This window comes from Tardiphaga sp. P9-11, from assembly GCF_008329525.1.
Lineage (GTDB): Bacteria > Pseudomonadota > Alphaproteobacteria > Rhizobiales > Xanthobacteraceae > Tardiphaga.
The window spans coordinates 1,166,190-1,183,158 of the sequence record NZ_NPKQ01000002.1; the positions used below are offsets into that span (position 1 = coordinate 1,166,190).

The 16,969-nt window shown below is 61.7% G+C and carries 15 protein-coding genes; 8 read left to right on the forward strand and 7 right to left on the reverse strand.

The features are described 5' to 3' along the window. Positions 1 to 27 precede the first annotated feature (27 nt). The 3 genes from CIW50_RS11810 to CIW50_RS11820 all read right to left on the reverse strand — a co-directional run bounded on the left by CIW50_RS11810 (position 28) and on the right by CIW50_RS11820 (position 5,063). A complete protein-coding gene (locus CIW50_RS11810) occupies positions 28 to 1,830 on the reverse strand; it encodes an ABC transporter ATP-binding protein (protein ID WP_149531390.1) in 1,803 nt (600 codons plus the stop codon). 402 nt (positions 1,831 to 2,232) lie between these two features. Further along, the gene (locus CIW50_RS11815) at positions 2,233 to 3,816 is read right to left on the reverse strand and encodes a DHA2 family efflux MFS transporter permease subunit (protein ID WP_149531391.1); all 1,584 of its coding nucleotides are present in this window, start codon (positions 3,814 to 3,816) and stop codon (positions 2,233 to 2,235) included. Positions 3,817 to 3,830: 14 nt separating this feature from the next. Further along, positions 3,831 to 5,063, reverse strand: coding sequence for an HlyD family secretion protein (locus CIW50_RS11820; RefSeq protein WP_149531392.1), 1,233 nt, complete (start codon positions 5,061 to 5,063; stop codon positions 3,831 to 3,833). 185 nt (positions 5,064 to 5,248) lie between these two features. Here CIW50_RS11820 and CIW50_RS11825 point away from each other — a divergent pair, with 185 nt between their 5' ends. Beyond that, the gene (locus CIW50_RS11825; RefSeq protein ID WP_149531393.1) at positions 5,249 to 5,881 is read left to right on the forward strand and encodes a TetR/AcrR family transcriptional regulator; all 633 of its coding nucleotides are present in this window, start codon (positions 5,249 to 5,251) and stop codon (positions 5,879 to 5,881) included. A gap of 9 nt (positions 5,882 to 5,890) precedes the next feature. Here the strand turns inward: CIW50_RS11825 and CIW50_RS11830 are convergent, their stop codons facing one another. Beyond that, the gene (locus CIW50_RS11830) at positions 5,891 to 7,138 is read right to left on the reverse strand and encodes an extensin-like domain-containing protein (RefSeq protein ID WP_149531394.1); all 1,248 of its coding nucleotides are present in this window, start codon (positions 7,136 to 7,138) and stop codon (positions 5,891 to 5,893) included. Between the two features lie 473 nt (positions 7,139 to 7,611). Here CIW50_RS11830 and CIW50_RS11840 point away from each other — a divergent pair, with 473 nt between their 5' ends. From CIW50_RS11840 to CIW50_RS11865, 6 genes are all read left to right on the forward strand, one after another. Continuing rightward, complete coding sequence (locus tag CIW50_RS11840; protein ID WP_149531396.1) at positions 7,612 to 8,622, forward strand: ABC transporter substrate-binding protein; 1,011 nt, start codon at positions 7,612 to 7,614, stop codon at positions 8,620 to 8,622. Positions 8,623 to 8,624: 2 nt separating this feature from the next. After that, the gene (locus CIW50_RS11845; RefSeq protein WP_172980295.1) at positions 8,625 to 9,428 is read left to right on the forward strand and encodes an ABC transporter ATP-binding protein; all 804 of its coding nucleotides are present in this window, start codon (positions 8,625 to 8,627) and stop codon (positions 9,426 to 9,428) included. A 1-nt stretch (position 9,429) separates the two neighbouring features. Continuing rightward, positions 9,430 to 10,284: an ABC transporter permease gene (locus CIW50_RS11850; protein WP_149531397.1), complete on the forward strand. Its 855-nt coding sequence runs from the start codon at positions 9,430 to 9,432 to the stop codon at positions 10,282 to 10,284. A 217-nt stretch (positions 10,285 to 10,501) separates the two neighbouring features. Then, a complete protein-coding gene (locus tag CIW50_RS11855) occupies positions 10,502 to 11,197 on the forward strand; it encodes a L,D-transpeptidase (protein ID WP_149531398.1) in 696 nt (231 codons plus the stop codon). 74 nt (positions 11,198 to 11,271) lie between these two features. Then, positions 11,272 to 12,822, forward strand: a complete 1,551-nt coding sequence (locus tag CIW50_RS11860) for a DUF4403 family protein (protein ID WP_149531399.1) — start codon at positions 11,272 to 11,274, stop codon at positions 12,820 to 12,822. 125 nt (positions 12,823 to 12,947) lie between these two features. Continuing rightward, positions 12,948 to 14,165, forward strand: coding sequence for an ABC transporter substrate-binding protein (locus tag CIW50_RS11865; RefSeq protein WP_149531400.1), 1,218 nt, complete (start codon positions 12,948 to 12,950; stop codon positions 14,163 to 14,165). An 88-nt stretch (positions 14,166 to 14,253) separates the two neighbouring features. Here CIW50_RS11865 and CIW50_RS11870 read toward each other — a convergent pair whose 3' ends face one another. From CIW50_RS11870 to CIW50_RS11880, 3 genes are all read right to left on the reverse strand, one after another. After that, complete coding sequence (locus tag CIW50_RS11870) at positions 14,254 to 14,805, reverse strand: PRC-barrel domain-containing protein (protein ID WP_149531401.1); 552 nt, start codon at positions 14,803 to 14,805, stop codon at positions 14,254 to 14,256. A gap of 79 nt (positions 14,806 to 14,884) precedes the next feature. Continuing rightward, positions 14,885 to 15,262 (reverse strand): PRC-barrel domain-containing protein, encoded by a 378-nt coding sequence (locus CIW50_RS11875; RefSeq protein ID WP_149531402.1) that lies wholly within the window; start codon positions 15,260 to 15,262, stop codon positions 14,885 to 14,887. A gap of 187 nt (positions 15,263 to 15,449) precedes the next feature. Beyond that, complete coding sequence (locus tag CIW50_RS11880) at positions 15,450 to 16,052, reverse strand: hypothetical protein (RefSeq protein ID WP_149531403.1); 603 nt, start codon at positions 16,050 to 16,052, stop codon at positions 15,450 to 15,452. 170 nt (positions 16,053 to 16,222) lie between these two features. Between CIW50_RS11880 and CIW50_RS11885 the strand changes: the two genes are divergently transcribed. Continuing rightward, on the forward strand, positions 16,223 to 16,960 hold the full coding sequence (locus CIW50_RS11885) for a response regulator (protein WP_093760564.1): 738 nt from the start codon (positions 16,223 to 16,225) through the stop codon (positions 16,958 to 16,960). Positions 16,961 to 16,969: the final 9 nt, after the last annotated feature.

The window sequence follows — 16,969 nt, forward strand, 5'->3', positions numbered from 1 at the left end:
AACGGCGGCCCCCGTTCCTTCCTGATATCAGCCCGCCGCACTGGTCCGATCGAGATCCAGCACCTGCCGTTCGAACAGGCCGCGATAGATGCCACCCGGTCGCGCTGTGAGCGTGGCATGGGTGCCCTCTTCCGCGATGTGCCCGTGATCGAACACCAGAATGCGATCGAGGCTACGCACCGTCGACAGGCGATGCGCGATGACGATCGAGGTGCGGCCTTTCATCAGCCGCTCCATCGCCTCCTGGATCAGCGCCTCCGACTCTGAATCGAGGCTCGATGTCGCCTCGTCCAAAATCAGCACCGGCGCATCCGCCAGGAATGCGCGCGCCAGCGCGACACGCTGCCGCTCGCCGCCTGACAGTTTGACACCGCGCTCGCCGACCAGCGTGCCGTAACCTTTCGGCAGCCGGGTGATGAAGTCATGCGCATTCGCCAGCCGCGCCGCCTGCTCAATCGCCGCCATGCTGGCGCCGGGCCGGCCATAGGCGATGTTGTCGGCCAGCGAACGGTGAAACAGGATCGGATCCTGCTGCACGATCGCAATCCGGCTACGCAGCGACTCCTGCGTGACCTCGGCGATGTTCTGGCCGTCGATCATGATCTGGCCGCCCGACACATCGTAGAGCCGCTGGATCAGCTTCACGAAGGTCGTCTTGCCCGAACCCGAACGTCCGACCAGACCGACGCGTTCGCCGGCACGGATATCCACCGACAGCCCGTCATAAAGCGGCGTGGCATGACCGCCATAGTGGAACGTCACGTCGTCGAACAGGATGCGCCCACCGGTGATCGCAATCGGCTGCGCATCCGGTGCATCGGCGATGCCGAGCGCAACATCGTGAATCGCGACAAGCTCCTCCATGTCGTTCACCGAACGCTGCAGGTTGTTAATGTGCATGCCGACATCGCGCAGATAGCCGTGAATGACGACATAGCTCGTCAACACATAGGTAACATCACCGGCCGTGGCCTGCCCGTTCAGCCACAGCCATAGCGCGCCGCCGATCACGGCCGTGCGCACGCACAACAACACCGCGAGCTGCACCGTGCTGGTGGTGTTGTAGCGAAACCATGTGCGCGCCACACGCACGCGCCAGCGGCCGACGACCTGACCCAGCCGCTCGTCTTCGCGGCTTTCCGCGCCGAAGGATTTCACCACGGCATTACAGGTCAGGGCATCCGCCAGCGTGCCGCCGACCTTGGTGTCCCATGCATTGGACACGCGCGCGGCCGGCGCGATGTAACGCGTGGAGAACCACACGGTCATGGCGATATAGGCCACCGTACCGACGGCGATCACGCCGCCCAGCGCCGGCCAATGCCAGCCGAGCAGCAGCATCGAGCCTAGCAACACCACCAGCGAGGGCAACAGCGCCATCAACAGCGTGTCATTGAGCAGATCGACCGCCCACATGCCGCGCGTGACCTTGCGCACGGTGGAGCCCGCGAAGCTGTTGGCGTGCCAGTCCGTCGAGAAACGCTGCACGCGCGCGAAAGCTTCGCGCGACAGATCCGACATGATGCGCAGCGTGAACGGAACGATGGCGTGGATGCCGAGCAGCCGCAGCAACATCGACATCGCGCCAAGCGCCACGATGGCGCCAAAGGCTGTGAATGCCGCCTGCCGGGCCGCCGGGTCAGTTCCGCCTTTGGTGACGGCATCGACCAGTTGCCCGGAGAACAGCGGCATGAACAAATCGGCCACCGTTGCGCCGAGCAGACCGACAGCAACCGTCGCCGCCCGTCCGGGCTGCCGGAACCAGTGCCGGATCACGAAAGGGATCACCACGCGGATGGCGGCGGCGCGGTCCTTCGATTTCAGAGTCATGACTTCATCCGGCAGCGCCCCTGCGCAGACCGGCTCCATGGTTTGACGCGCAACGGCCAGACCGAGCGCGAGCGTTCTAAATGTAAAGAAACGGGAAAAATCAGGATGATCAGGACATCAGGCCCGACCGGCAGAGGCGGAACCGGGGCTCAATGAGCCCGCATAAATCCGCATGCGTGCATCGAACCGAGAATTCCGGAGAGCAGATCAATCGACTTCATGCAGACTCTCCCTCGGGTTCGAGCAATGGAAGGTAGTTTTATAGATGTGCCGCTGACTTTTGGCAACATGATGGCCAACAGGAAAACGCCGGCTGGTGATAGAACCGCTCCAGCCGCTCTCGTTTTTTGTTTTAACACGTTTTCTTGACGCGAACCGGAATCCACTTCGCTCGAAAACGCTCTAGTGGCCGCCGCCCGCATTGGCGGGATTGCTGGGCTTGTTCAGCAGCATCACCATCAGGCTCAGCCCGACATAGAACACCGACAGCGCGAAGAACGCGTCGCCAAAGCTCATCACGACAGCCTGCCGGTGAACGATCTGCGACAGCTGCTTCATCGCCATACGCGAGGCGTCGCCCATGCCCTGGAACTTCTGGGTGAACATATTGAGCATCTCGACCGCCTGCGCGTTGCCCCAGGTGACCTTGTCGTGCAGCCGCGTGATGTGAAAATCAGTGCGGTGATCGAGCACGGTGTTGATCAGCGCAAGACCAAGCGCGCCGCCGAGATTGCGTGTCAGGTTGAACAGGCCGGAGGCGTTCTTCAGCAGCTGCGGCGCCAAGGTGCCGAGTGCAATGTTGTTGACGGGGACCATCGCCATCATCATGCCGATGCCGCGCAGGATCTGCGGCACGAGCAATTCGTAGAAATCGAAATCGCGCGTCACCCATGTCATCTGCCAGGTGCCGGCAGCGAACAGCAACAATCCCGCCATGATGAGATAGCGCATGTCGATCTTCTGCATCAGACGCGCCACCAGCGGCGCCGTCAGGAACATCGCAACACCCGAGACGAACATCGTCTCGCCGATCATCAGCGCGCTGTAACCGCGGATTTCGGCGAGATAACGCGGATAGAGATAGGTCAGGCCATAGAGGCCGATGCCGACGCAGAACGAGAAAGTGCAGCCCAGCGCGAAATTGCGATCCGTAAAGGCGCGGATGTCAACGATCGGTTCTTTCGCCGTCAGCACGCGCCAGAAAAACGCCACGCAGCACACGACGCAAACAACGGCAAAGATGGCGATCGAGGTGTCGCCGAACCAGTCGTTACGCGGCCCCTCTTCCAGCACATATTCCAGCGAACCGAGGAAACCCGCCATGAAGCCGAGGCCCCACCAGTCGAAATGATCGAGCAGTTCGAAATGCGGCTCGTCGAAATCCACCAGCGCGAGCACGCCGATGGTGATGCCGATACCGGGGACCACATTGATGAAGAACAGCCAGTGCCATGACAGCGCATCGGTGATGTAGCCGCCCACCGTGGGTCCGATGGTCGGCGCCAGCGTTGCGACGAGACCGATGATCGGGCCGACGATATGGAATTTGGAGCGCGGAAACACCGTATAAGCCGAGGCGAACACCGTCGGGATCATGCCGGCGCCAAGGAAGCCCTGGATCGCGCGCCACAGGATCATCTGCTCGATCGACGAGGTGAAGCCGCACATCAGGCTGGCGAAAGTGAATCCGGCGGCCGAGATCGCAAACAGCAACCGCGTGCCGAGTGCGCGCGACAAAAAGCCGGACAGCGGAATCGCGATCACTTCCGCGATCAGATAGGCCGTCTGCACCCAGGAGACTTCGCTGGACGATGCGGACAATCCGGCCTGGATTTCAGACAGCGATGCCGAGACGATCTGGATGTCCAGGATCGACATGAACATGCCGAACACCATGATCAGAAACGCGATCAGGCGTTTCGGCGCGACATAATCCGCAGCCGGAGTGGCCGGCGGTGCGCCTGACATGGTGGTGGTCGTGGACATCTGCTTGTCCTGACTTAGCGCGCGGGTTCTGCACCCGGCTTGGTGTTGACGCGGACATAGACCGACATGCCGGCGCGTAGCAGGTTTTCCTTGGCGACATCAGCCGGCACCCTGAGACGCACAGGCACGCGCTGCACGATCTTGGTGAAGTTGCCGGTGGCGTTATCAGGCGGCAGCAGCGTGAACACCGAGCCGGCGGCCGGCGCGAGGCTCTCCACCGTGCCTTCGATGGCGCGGCTGCTATCGGCGTCGAGCTCGATCGAGACCGGCTGGCCCGGCTTCAGGCGGCGCAGCTGCGTCTCCTTGAAGTTGGCATCGATATAAACGTCGTTGAGCGGTACGACATTGCCGAGGCGTTGCCCCATCGAAACGAAATCACCGGTCGAGATGAGACGGTTGGAGAAGATGCCATCCACCGGCGACTTCACGGTCGTGAAGTCGAGATCACGCACGGCCTTGTCCAGCGCGCTCTGCAATTCGGCGAGTTGCGCACGCGCTTCGTTCTGCTGCGCCTTCGTCACTTCGACGCTACTCCTGGCCGCGTCGACGGATGCCTTCGCGGCCTTGACGGCAGCCGAGGTCTGGTCGCGGTTCGACTGCGAGGTCTCGTAGACCGAGCGCGAGGCGAAGCCCTGCTTGCTCAGCGTTTCCTGACGGTCGAATTCGAGCACGGCGCGATTGGCGGCGGCATCGGCCGATGCGAGCTGCGCCTGCGCCTGCTCGACGGCGCTTTCCTGCGCGCCGACCTGACGGCCGATCCGTTCGATGGTGGCCTTCTGGGTGTCGATCTTGCGCTTGGCGGCGTCGACAGCGATGCGATAGTCGCCGTCATCGATCCTGAAGATCACCTCACCGGCCTTCACCGCGACGTTGTCGCCCGGCAGAATCTGCGCGATATGGCCCGACACGCGCGCACCAAGCGTGGTGTTGCTGGCGCGGACATAAGCGTCGTCAGTCGAGACGATGAAGCGACCGACCAGATAATAGTTCACGCCGTAATAGACGCCGGCGATGGCGAGCAGCGCGCCGACGCCGAGCAGCACCTTTTTCTTCTTGCCGGATTTTGGCGCAGCGGTCTGCGCGGTCGCGGCTGGTGCTGCTGTGGCGGGTTGTTCAGGTGCGGGTGCATCCGCAGGACCGCGGGCAGCGGGCTCCTCCGCAGCCGGCGACACGACGCGCACCGGCGCGCTGTCAGCCTCGCCTTCTGGGCGAATGATACGGGCAGCCTGGTCGCGTGGTCCGGCCATTTCGGCCTCCTAAGCATGTAAAATGCGGAGACCTCCGGACTGACCGGGTTCTCGCTTGCTGCGGCAATATGTAAATTGACCGAACGGTTCGGTCAAGATAGAGTTTGGCCAGTTCATCACGATTTCGCGTTATTCCAGTTCACTTCGGAACGGTATTTCGCTGATTCATCGAACAGGCTGAATGAATGGTTGCTTCCCACCATGCCTCGCTCTCGCCCGTCGGCGAGGAAGACAGCGCCAAGCGCCGGCAGATTCTCGACGGTGCGCGAAAAGTCTTCCTGGATCTGGGCTTCGACGGCGCCAGCATGGGCGAGATCGCGCGTGCCGCCGGCGTCTCCAAGGGCACGCTCTATGTCTATTTCACCGACAAGAGCGCGCTATTCGAGGCGATCGTCGAGCAGGAGAAGCTCGAACAGGGCAAGGCCGTCTTCAATCTCGATCCCGAACGGGATGCGGTGACCACGCTCGCCGAATTCGGCCGTGCCTATATTCAGTTGCTGTGCCGGCCCGGCGGCGGCTCGGCGATCCGCACCGTGATGGCCATCGCGGAACGCATGCCCGATGTCGGCAAACGCTTTTATGAAGCGGTGCTGGCACACGCGATCCGGCAGGTCGCGGCCTATCTCGATGCCCGTGTGGCTGCGAAGGAATTGGCGATCACGGATACCGAACTTGCCGCCGCGCAATTCATGATGTCCTGCCAGGCGACGCTGTTTCAGCCCTTCATCTTCCAGGCCAAGCCGACACCCACGCGCGCGGAGATCGACAAGGTCGTCGACAGCGCCGTGCGGATGTTCCTCGCCGCCTACCGCATCTGACGCGCTCGCTTATTCGTTCTCGTAGAAGTCCTCGTCGTCAGGCGATTTGCGCGTCGATTTCTTGGCCGTGCGCCCGATCGAGCCCGTCACGCCGCCGTAGTCGTTGTTGTTGCGGCTGGCATAGGGATTGCGGCTTTGCGCGCGCGCGGCAATCTCCTCGCCCGACACGGCAGCCGGCTGGCAGATCACCGGGCGCTTGGCCCGACGCATCAGATCCACGTGAATGTGATCGTAGTGATAGACATTGGAGCCCGGCGCCAGCACGGTGTTGAAGACTTGGCACGCGCCGCCCTGGATATCGCGCAGGAAGCCCTGCTCTTCCGGCATGCCCTTCCAGCCTGCCTTCACCGAGATCGTACGCCCATCGGCAAGAATGAAGGCGGAGATGTCGAGCGCATTGCCGAAGGCATGTTCGGAAATATGCGCGCGCGAATTGCCGTTCATGCCGCGGCAGGAATAGGCGGAGATCTGCTTGATCTCGGCGACGCGGGTGCCGAACCAGCGCATCGCCGCCGGTTGCACAGACTCCGCGAGCCACTTGTCGAGTGCCGAGACGATCGGACAGGCCAGCGTCGCCGTCGGCTTCACGACAACGGGGCCGACCGAGCCCGTGACATTACCCTGCCCCGGACCGAGACGCTGTGGGGCATAATCCTGCGGCGGGCTCTGGACACCAGAACTATAGCGGCCGTATGGCGCGCGCGGCTGCTCTTGCTGCGGCGCGCGCATCGTCTGCGGCGAACCTTCCGGCGGCAATTCGATTTCGTCCTCGCTGTCGGGCGGAACGCCCGGCGCGTTCAGCGAGATCGGGCCACTATTGGCAGCGCCGCCATAGGACGAGCCTCCAGAGGATGGCTGTTGGGGCGCCGCTTGCGGATAGGAATTCGGATAGCTGTTCGCCGGACGCGTCATGATCTGCGGTTGTGGTTGCGGCTGAACCGGCCAGCGCGGCTGGCTCGCGCCGTCGATGCCGCCGGGCGGCCGCAGGCTTTCATCGGCAAAACCGTAGCTGCTGCTCGACTCGCCGAGCGCCGCCACCTTCAAGGGAAATTCTGCGCCACAGACACCGGGCCCGGAAATCGGGTTGATCCGAACGAGATCAGCCCCCTCTTTCACCGTGCCGGATTTGAGACATGCGACTTCTGCCTCGGCACGCCATGGCTCACGTTCCTGGGTCTGAAACAGACCGCGTCCGCAACCCGCAAGCGATACAAGGACGACGGAGCCGACGAGATACAAACGAACTCTGCGCGTCATTCGCGCAAGGTGGTCCAAATGTTTTAAAGACTCTTCAACGCATTGAATTCACGTTTGATTCACCATGTTGCGGCCGCTCACATGGTTCCACTGAGAACTGGTCAGCACCGCTCTCGTTTTCTGCGGGAACGCACCGCCTACTTCCGCGTTAACTCGCGCGGCAACGTAGAAAAAGGGAGGGTTCCCATGACTGTCATCGGTCAATTGAGCCTCGTGACCGCCTATGCAGCGATCGTCTTTGTCGGCGCCATCGTGTTGGGCGTATTGTAGAGCCCCAATCCCAAGAAATTTTCTCATCTCGGGCGCCTGCTCCCAAGAGCGGGCGCCCTTTGTCGTCTGTGCCCTGCGAATAGCCGATTGACAGCTTGACGCAGGCAGAGGCCTGATGCCCTCCATTACGAGCGCTGCGCGCCGACCGGGGCGACCGGTCGCGCAACAGAACAGCGCCAAATTGAAGAAGTCAGGAAACGTTCATGCGCAGAATTTTTGCCGCCGCTATTGTCGTTGTTGTGTCCGCCGCTGGATTCTTAGCCCCCGCGGCTGCGCAAACTCCGATCAAGATCATGGTCGGCGGCATCGACAAGCAGATTTATCTGCCGGCCAAGCTTGCAGCTCAGCTCGGCTTCTTCAAGGAACAGGGTCTCGACGTCGAACTGTTCAACTCGACCTCCGGTTCGCAGGCCGCGACCGCCCTGCTCGCGCGTGAAGTTCAGGGCGTGGTCGGCTTCTACGATCACACCATCGACCTGCAGTCCAAGGGCAAGTTCATCACCTCGGTGGTGCAGTTCGCCGTGGCGCCGGGTGAAGTCGTGCTGGTGAAAGCCGCCGATGCAGACAGACTTAAGGATCCCGCCAACTGGAAAGGCCAGGCGCTGGGCGTTACCGGTCTCGGCTCCGCCACCGACTTCCTGACTCGCGCACTGGCCGCCAAAGCGGGCTTGAAAGTCCAGGATTACACGCTGGTGCCGGTCGGTGCCGGCGATACGTTCCTGGCCTCGATGCAGCAGGGCAAGATCGTCTCCGGCATGACGACGGAGCCAACCGTGGCTCGAGCTGTCAAGAACGGTAGCGCCAAAGTGGGCATCGATCTGCGCACGCCGGAAAGCACGCGCGCCGCGCTCGGCGGCGACTACCCCGCAGCCTGCCTCTACATGGACCGCGCCTGGATGGAGGCAAACAAGGAGACAGCACAGAAGGTCGTCAATGCCTTCGTGAAAACGCTCAAGTGGATGAACAGCCACTCGCCAGAGGAAATCGCGGCCCAGATGCCGAAGGATTATTATGCCGGCGAACTCGACCTCTATGTGCAGGGTCTGCGCGAAGGCAAGCCGCAATATTCGGTCGACGGCATGATGCCAGCCGGCGCACCGGAGTCGGTGCTAAGCGTGCTGAACAGCTTCTCGCCCAACCTCAAGGGCAAGACCATTGATCTGGCCAAGACCTACACCACGGATTTCGTGGTCAAAGCCAACGCGACGAACTGAGCATGTCAGCAATTGCATCGCCCTCCGCCGTGGCGCTGAAGAACGTCGCGCGCCGCTTTGTCACGCCTTCCGGTGACGTTCTCTCCGCGCTGGAGAATTTCGACCTCAGCATCGCGCCCGGTGAATTCATGGCCGTGGTAGGCCCGACGGGCTGCGGCAAGTCGACGACGCTGGGGCTGATCGCCGGCCTCGCCCGCCCGCAAGGCGGCGAAGTCACGTTATTCGATTCACCCGTGACCGGAGTCGATCGCCGGGTCGGCTTCGTGTTCCAGCAGGACGCCGTATTTCCGTGGCGCGACGTGCTCGGAAATGTCATGGCCGGACCGCTGTTTCGCGGCGTACCGAAAGACAAGGCGGAAGCTACCGCACGCGACTGGATCATTCGCGTCGGACTGAAGGGCTTCGAACATCATCATCCGCATCAGCTCTCCGGCGGCATGCGCAAGCGCGTGGCGCTGGCGCAGACCTTCATCAACAATCCGCAGGTTCTTTTAATGGACGAGCCGTTCTCCGCGCTCGACGTACAAACCCGCGAATTGATGCAGGAAGAATTGCTGCAGCTGTGGGCGCAGGCGAAATCCGCGGTGCTGTTCGTCACCCACGATCTCGACGAGGCGATCCTGCTCGCCGATCGCGTCGCCGTGCTGACCACACGACCGGCGCGCGTGAAGTCGGTGCACACAATCGACCTGCCGCGCCCGCGCGATGTCGCGACATTGCGCTACGACGAACGCTTCATCGCCATTGCGCGAAAGATTTCCGACGACTTGCGCGAGGAAGTCTTGCGCGCACGGGCGGGACACTGACATGACCGAGACAACAGTGACCGCCCCCCTCGCCGCCGATGGCCGTATCGAAACCGCTGTGCAGCGTATGCGCCGCCACCAGCGCCTCGTGCTCGCGCTGCGGCTGGCCGTTCTCGTTTTCCTTATCGGCGGCTGGGAATTCGGCGTCCGCCTCGGCGTGATCGATCCGTTCTTCTTCGGCCAGCCATCCGGCATCGTCACCAAGCTGATCGACTGGACCGAAAACGGCACCTCCATCGGCCCGCTGTGGAAGCAGATCTGGGTGACGATCTACGAGGCCGGCGCCGGCTTCCTGATCGGCTCGGCCATGGGCATCCTGTGCGGCATAGCGCTGGGGCGCAACCAGCTCCTCTCCGACGTGTTCTCGATCTACATCAAGGTCGCGAATTCGATTCCGCGCGTTGTGCTCGGCTCGATCTTCATCGTGGCGCTCGGCCTTGGCGCGGCATCGAAGATCGCGCTGGCCGTCGTGATGGTTTTCTTCGTGGTGTTCGCCAATGCCTTCCAGGGCGTGCGCGAGGCCGACAAGAACCTGATCGCCAATGCGCGCATCCTAGGCGCCAGCAACTGGCAGATGACCCGCGCCGTGGTGCTGCCCTCGGCGCTGTCATGGATCCTCGCAAGCCTTCATGTGTCGTTCGGATTCGCGCTGGTCGGCGCCATCGTCGGCGAATTCCTCGGCGCCCGCGAGGGCATGGGGCTTCTGATTGCCACAGCTCAAGGTTCGTTCGATTCCAACGGCGTGTTCGCCGCCATGATCGTCATTGCGATCGTAGCGCTGCTGGCCGAATGGATCTTGACCATGATCGAGAACCGGTTGCTGACCTGGCGCCCGGATACCACCGTTAACGAGTGACGACCGAAGCCCGGCGCGCTTGATTCAAATCGGCGCGCCGGCGGTCATTTCCGATGCAACAATGTTGTCCGCTTCCCTCGCGATGACACATTTCCCCGCCGCGACGAAACCGTTTTGCCGAATTGACGCAAATCTCCTGAAACGGCCGCTGGGTACATCTCCTGCCAACGAGGCGCCGAACGGGCGCTCACTCACAGGCGCTCAAACGGAGATTCCCATGATCACCCTCGCTTCCTTCGAACGCAAAATCCGACGTGCCGCCATTGCCATTGGCGCGCTCATTGCCGGCGCTTTCTCCTTTACCCATCCGGCAGCCGCAACGCCGCTACCGCTGTTTCCGTTCTTCATGACGCCGCCGGCGCAGGTCGAACCCTCGCCCTATATGCAGTCTCCGCAGATGGATGACGAACGCCCGGCCATCGAACAGCCCGCGCGCTTCAAGCGTCAGGTCGTGAACTATCCGACCCGCGAAGCCCCCGGCACGATCGTCGTCGATACGCCAAACACCTATCTCTATTACGTGCTCGGCAACGGTCAGGCGCTCCGCTATGGCATCGGCGTCGGCCGCGATGGTTTCACCTGGTCCGGCGTACAAACCGTAACCCGCAAGGCCGAATGGCCGGCATGGACACCACCTGCTGAAATGATCGCGCGCCAGCCCTATCTGCCGCGCCACATGGCCGGCGGTCCCGGCAACCCGCTCGGCGCCCGCGCCATGTATCTCGGCGGCACGATCTATCGCATCCATGGCACCAACATGCCAGAGACCATCGGCACGCAGGTCTCGTCGGGCTGCATCCGCCTCACCAATCAGGACGTCTCGGATCTGTATTCTCGCGTCACTGTCGGCACCAAGGTTGTCGTGCTGCCGATGGACCGCCGTGCAGACAGCGCAAGTGGCAAACGCGGCTAATATGAGGCGCGGCTCCCAACTGGCGCGCGCCGTCCTGGCATTGTAGTGTCCCCGCGTTTTCGAGCGGGGACATCATGCGTCTAAAACCAATTTTGATCGGCGCCGTGCTGGTCGCCATCTTTTTCGTGGCGGCCCTCAAGGTGATGGACTATGTGGCCCCGCGCAGCGCCGGTTCGGCGCCGGTGCTGGTCGCATTGCCGCCGCTGCCGGCTTCGCCTACGCGCAGCTCAAGTATCGTCGCCCCCGTCGCCATCGCACTCACTGCGATCCGTGATGCCGCCGATCGCGGCGCGCCGCGCAGCTTCAATGGCACTGCGGATAATCCCGCGCAGCAGTTGCTTCAGGATGCCGACATCAAATGGACCGCCGCACGCGGTCCGATCGCGGCCACAGGCGCGCAGGACACGCTGACCATGTCGACGCCGTTGACTGGTACGCTCAACGTCAGTGGCGCCATTTCGACAAATGTGCGCGACGCCCTGGGCGGCGCACTCGGCAACCTGCTCGGTGGCAATGTTGCCAAGCAGCTCGGCAACATCAACATCAAGAACGTCAACGCCAATGCGGAAATCCGCGGCAATGTGGTGGTCTCGGCGCAGCCGCGGCTAACCCCGAACTGGCGCATCGAGCCGAACCTGGCCGCTCAAGTGACGCTCGGCGACACCAGTGCATCGGTCGCAGGTGCGCGCATCAATGTGCCGGCACAGGTCAAGCCGATGATCGACAATGCGGTCAACGAGCAGATCGCCGCCGTGCAGCAGCGGCTGCGCAACGATCCGGCTTTCGAGCAAAATGCCCGGCGCGAATGGGCCAAGCTCTGCAGGTCGATTCCGCTGCAGGGAGCGAGCGCGTTGCAAAGTCTGTTCCTCGAACTAAAGCCAACGCGTGCCGTTGCTGCCCAGCCGCGCATCGACGCCAGCAATATGACGCTGACGCTCGGCGTCGAAGCCGAAACACGCGTGACCTCAACACAGACGCAGCCGAATTGTCCGTTCCCTGCCACACTCGCCATCGTGCCGCCCGGCCCCGGCAAACTCAGCATCGGTGTGCCCGTGGACATGCCGTTCACCGAACTGAACAAGATCATCGAGGCGCAGCTCGCCGGCAAGACATTCCCGGAAGACAATTCCGGTGCGGTCGCGGTGACGGTGAAGAAGGCAACTGTCTCGGCCTCCGGCGACCGCCTGCTCATCTCGTTGCTGGTGAATGCCAAGGAGAAGCAGAGCTGGTTCGGCCTCGGCGGCGAAGCAACCGTCCATGTCTGGGGCAAGCCCGCGCTCGATCAGGCGGCACAGACGCTGCGCTTCACCGATCTGGAACTCGCCGTTGAATCTGAAGCGGCCTTCGGCCTGCTCGGTGCAGCGGCGCGTGCAGCCATGCCATTGCTGCAGAAGACGCTGGCCGAACGTGCGACCATCGATCTGAAGCCCTTTGCCTCGAATGCGCAAAAGAAGATCGCCGCCGTCATCGCGGATTTCCAGAAGAACGAAAACGGCATCCGCGTCGGCGCCGAAATCAGCAGCCTCCGCCTTGGTGGCATCGCTTTCGATTCCAAGACGCTACGGGTGATCGCGGAAGCCGACGGCGCCATCAATGTGAATGTGACGGCGTTGCCCAATCTGTAAGGCCCCACGAATCGACCGATCACGGAAAACTGCTCTGCCTCGTTCTTGCCCCTCAAAATGAACGGGCGCAGGGTGCTGGCGCTAGCCAAGCTGCACAAGCAGCGAGAAGCCCAGGGAGCACGCCCATGAAGTCACTTACCGCCACAGTTGTGGCCGGCCTTGCTATTGCATTCATATCTTCGACTGCCCACGCTCAAATTTCAGACGACGTCGTCAAGATCGGCGTGCTGACGGACATGTCGAGCCTGTACGCGGACGCCACCGGCAAGGGGTCGGTTGTTGCGACCGAAATGGCCGTCGCCGACCATGGCGGCAAGGTCAAAGGCAAGCCGGTGCAGGTGATTTCTGCGGACCATCAGAACAAGCCCGACGTCGGCGTCAACATCGCGCGTAACTGGTACGACAACGACAAGGTCGACGCGATCTTCGATGTGCCGACATCGTCTGTCGCACTGCCGATCTCGGCATTGACCCGCGAGAAGAACAAGATTCACATCAATTCCGGCGGCGGCAGTTCGGACATCACCGGCGCGCAATGTTCGCCGAACACCGTGCACTGGACCTATGACACCTATGCACTCTCGAATGTTGCCGGAAAGGCGATGGTGAAGCGAGGCGAAGACAGCTGGTTCTTCATCACGGCCGATTACGCATTCGGCGCGGCGCTGGAGCGCGATGCTGCCAATGTCGTGAAGGAGACCGGAGGCAAGGTGATCGGCGCGGTCAAGCATCCACTCAACTCGTCGGACTTCTCCTCGTTCCTGCTGCAGGCTCAGGCCTCCAAGGCCAAGGTGGTTGCGCTGGCCAATGCCGGCGGTGACACCACGAATGCGCTGAAACAGGCTGCGGAATTCGGGATTATCAAGGGTGGCCAGAAGATGATCGCGCTGCTGCAGGAGATCACCGACACGCACGCTCTCGGGATCAAAGAAGCGCAAGGCCTGATCGCTACCGACGCATTCTATTGGGACATGAATGACGAGACCCGCGCCTTCTCCAAGCGGTTCAATGAGAAGGTCGGGCATATGCCGACGATGATCCAGGCTGGTCTCTATTCGGCGACCATGCACTACCTGAAGGCCATCGACGCGATCGGTACCGACGAGGCGCCAAAAGTGATGGCACAAATGAAGGCTACGCCGATCCACGACTTCTTCGCCAAGAACGGAAAAATCCGCGAGGATGGCCGCATGGTTCACGAGATGTATCTGTTCGAAGTGAAGAAGCCTGAAGAGTCCAAGGGTGAATGGGATCTCTATAAGCTGCTTGCAGAAGTCCCCGGCGACGAAGCGTTCCGTCCGCTTGACAAAGGCGGCTGCCCGCTGGTGAAGGACAAGTCATAGAACGGCAGTAACCGCTAATCGCTACGAAAAGGGCGCGCCTGGAAATCGGACGCGCCCTTCTCATTTACTTAAACTACGCTGGACCGCCTTAGGTCGAATACTTGAACTCGGGCATCGCCTTCAGCTGATCCTTGCTGGCGCCGCTCAACACCGCATGGTCGGGATACCAGGGGTTCGCCTTGGCCGGCGCAGCGGCTGTGGGAGCTGCCCCCGAGGTGGCTGCGCCCGTGGTCATGCCGCTTGGCGGCGATGTCGACTTCATGCCCGACGAACCGCCAGTCGATGAGATAGTTGTCGCGACCGGTTCGTTCACGAATTTGATCTTGTCATAAGGCACGGCGATCAGGCGTTCGCCGACACCGAGGAAACCACCGACGCCGATCACCACCGCCTTGATGTTCCCCTGCTTGTCGGTCAGGAGATCGTTGATCGAACCGAGGCTCTCATTGGCTTCGTTATACACGCTCAAACCGACCACCTTCGATGTACGCCAGTTACCATTGAACGTCACATCGGATGCGGTGACCGGCGCAGCGGCGGTGGCTGTCGTCGTTGTCGTAGTGCTTGGGCTCTGCGCGAACGCCGCGGTTGCCAGCAGCGCCGAACCAACGATACCAGCCGTCATATATTTCCTGAACATATGTTCCTCCTGTCGTTGTGGATGTCCGAAACCAACGCGGAGGTACAATGACAGTTCCGGTTCCAGCCAGAATTGGTCGTTAGAATTCGCCCCAATAGGGTGCAACACCGTAGTGGCGGTGCAGTGCTTCTTCCTGCGACCTGTCGCCCCAGTCGAATTCGCGCTGCTCGGTAAATGACGGTGCGCTGCGCAATTCCTCTTCGCTGATATCAAGTTGATAGGCATCGAGCTTGCGATCAAAGGCCAATCGCGCCCAGGGCAGTGGCAGCAGATTTGCACCGAGGCCGAGAAAGCCGCCGAAGCTGAGGATCGCGTAGAATACTTTGCCGCTGATCTTGTCGATCATCAGCCGCTCGATATGGCCGATGCGCTCACCGTTTGGACGCCGCACCGCCGTTCCTTCGATCCGATCACTCGCAATCAGGCTATGCGGCTTCATCATGACATCGGGTGTCATTGTCGCCTCCACAAATCAATTGAAGGGATAACAATGAACAGACGTGATCCTTGTTCCGGCAAAGGTCTGGAAAAGTAGAAACTCGGAAGAAAAACTTGGAAGGAAATGCGCAAAAAAAGAACCACCACCTTTCCCTTTCAAGAAAGATGGTGGCGTCGCCTTGGTTGTCCGCCTCGCGGTCGTACTATCAGGTCTGGTAGTCGATCAGCAGCGCAGTGAAGGACGTCTTGCTGCTGGATGCCGTCGCGTTGGTCCCGCTCGCGCTGTAGGAGGTCGAGGACGAGGCCTCCAGCGACTGCTTCAGCGAGTCCAGGAACTGCTTCATGATATCGGAGACACTACTCGTACTGTCTGTAGTGTCTGTACTGTCTGTACTATCGGTGCCGTTGCTGCTACCGGCGCTGTCCGACGGCGGAGGGCCGCCGGAACCGCCGCCCCGATGTGGACCGCCGGCGCCGCGAGCGCCGCCCGGTCCGCCATCGGCAAAGGCCGACTTGAACACACCCTGCAATTCGGTGGCCTGGTCCGAGGTTAGCTTGCCGCTAGAAACCTGGGCACTGACCAGGTCGTCGATCTTCGATTTGAGGTCGTCGGGTGACGGCCGGGTGCCGCTGCTCTGGCCCGAACGGTCGGCCTGCAGCGACGAGTCGATATCGGTTAAAGCAGAGGACAGCGCATCCTGATCGCCGCTGCTGATCTTTCCGGAGGAAAGCTCGGCCTGCAGCTCCTGCTGCAGTTTCTGAAGGGGGGATTGGTAGGAACTGCTGGACGCAGCCGAGATAGAGGTCATGATCTGCTCCAAGGTGCTTGCTTAGTGCTCGCAACTTGCGGTTAACCTTCTTAACGAGGTCTTGTTATTGCCTTGCTGACATGTTGCGGGTTGTTGCGCCCCGGACACCAGCAATAGTCCGAAACAAAAAACTTCTGCAGCCCGCGCCGATCCCGGCCAAAAGAGTTCGCATGGCAAACGTACCGAACATCCTGGTCGTAGAAGACGACCGCGAAACCCGTACGCTGATCGCGAAGTATCTGCGTACCAATTCCTGCAACGTCACCACCGCTGCCGACGGGCGCGAGATGGAAAAGGTGATGGCCGACACCCGTGTCGACCTGCTGATCCTCGACGTGATGCTGCCCGGCGAAGACGGCCTCAGCCTGTGCCGCAAGGTCCGCGCTGAGTCGCAACTACCGATCATCATGCTGACCGCGCGCGGCGAAGATGTGGACCGCATCCTCGGCCTCGAAATGGGCGCCGATGATTACCTGCCAAAGCCCTTCAATCCGCGCGAACTGCTCGCACGCATCAATGCGGTGCTGCGCCGACAGGCCACGGCGCTCAATGCCAGCGCCACGCCGAATGCCACGGCGCTGTCATTCGCTGGCTGGCAGATTGACCTGCGCCTTCGCGAATTGCGCAATCCCGAAGGCGCGCGCGTCGCCATGACGTCGGCCGAATTCGATCTGCTGCGTGCCTTTGTCGAGCGCTCGGGCCGTGTGCTGTCCCGTGACAGCCTGCTCGATCTCACACAAGGCCGCAGCGCCGGATCATTCGAACGCAGCATCGACGTGCTCGTGAGCCGGATCCGTCGCAAGATCGAGGTCGACCCGCAGGACGCGCAAATGATCAAGACCGTGCGTTCGGGCGGCTACATGTTTACGCCGACGGTGGAAGCGGTCGCGACTGCAACGACCAACTAGTTTCATCGA

What these genes read in the sequence shown, in the direction of transcription:
- CIW50_RS11810 (WP_149531390.1), bottom strand. Translation starts at nt 1,830, where the DNA reads ATGACTCTGAAATCGAAGGACCGCGCCGCCGCCATCCGCGTGGTGATC.
- CIW50_RS11815 (WP_149531391.1), bottom strand. Translation starts at nt 3,816, where the DNA reads ATGTCCACGACCACCACCATGTCAGGCGCACCGCCGGCCACTCCGGCT.
- CIW50_RS11820 (WP_149531392.1), bottom strand. Translation starts at nt 5,063, where the DNA reads ATGGCCGGACCACGCGACCAGGCTGCCCGTATCATTCGCCCAGAAGGC.
- CIW50_RS11825 (WP_149531393.1), top strand. Translation starts at nt 5,249, where the DNA reads ATGGTTGCTTCCCACCATGCCTCGCTCTCGCCCGTCGGCGAGGAAGAC.
- CIW50_RS11830 (WP_149531394.1), bottom strand. Translation starts at nt 7,138, where the DNA reads ATGACGCGCAGAGTTCGTTTGTATCTCGTCGGCTCCGTCGTCCTTGTA.
- CIW50_RS11840 (WP_149531396.1), top strand. Translation starts at nt 7,612, where the DNA reads ATGCGCAGAATTTTTGCCGCCGCTATTGTCGTTGTTGTGTCCGCCGCT.
- CIW50_RS11845 (WP_172980295.1), top strand. Translation starts at nt 8,625, where the DNA reads ATGTCAGCAATTGCATCGCCCTCCGCCGTGGCGCTGAAGAACGTCGCG.
- CIW50_RS11850 (WP_149531397.1), top strand. Translation starts at nt 9,430, where the DNA reads ATGACCGAGACAACAGTGACCGCCCCCCTCGCCGCCGATGGCCGTATC.
- CIW50_RS11855 (WP_149531398.1), top strand. Translation starts at nt 10,502, where the DNA reads ATGATCACCCTCGCTTCCTTCGAACGCAAAATCCGACGTGCCGCCATT.
- CIW50_RS11860 (WP_149531399.1), top strand. Translation starts at nt 11,272, where the DNA reads ATGCGTCTAAAACCAATTTTGATCGGCGCCGTGCTGGTCGCCATCTTT.
- CIW50_RS11865 (WP_149531400.1), top strand. Translation starts at nt 12,948, where the DNA reads ATGAAGTCACTTACCGCCACAGTTGTGGCCGGCCTTGCTATTGCATTC.
- CIW50_RS11870 (WP_149531401.1), bottom strand. Translation starts at nt 14,805, where the DNA reads ATGTTCAGGAAATATATGACGGCTGGTATCGTTGGTTCGGCGCTGCTG.
- CIW50_RS11875 (WP_149531402.1), bottom strand. Translation starts at nt 15,262, where the DNA reads ATGACACCCGATGTCATGATGAAGCCGCATAGCCTGATTGCGAGTGAT.
- CIW50_RS11880 (WP_149531403.1), bottom strand. Translation starts at nt 16,052, where the DNA reads ATGACCTCTATCTCGGCTGCGTCCAGCAGTTCCTACCAATCCCCCCTT.
- CIW50_RS11885 (WP_093760564.1), top strand. Translation starts at nt 16,223, where the DNA reads ATGGCAAACGTACCGAACATCCTGGTCGTAGAAGACGACCGCGAAACC.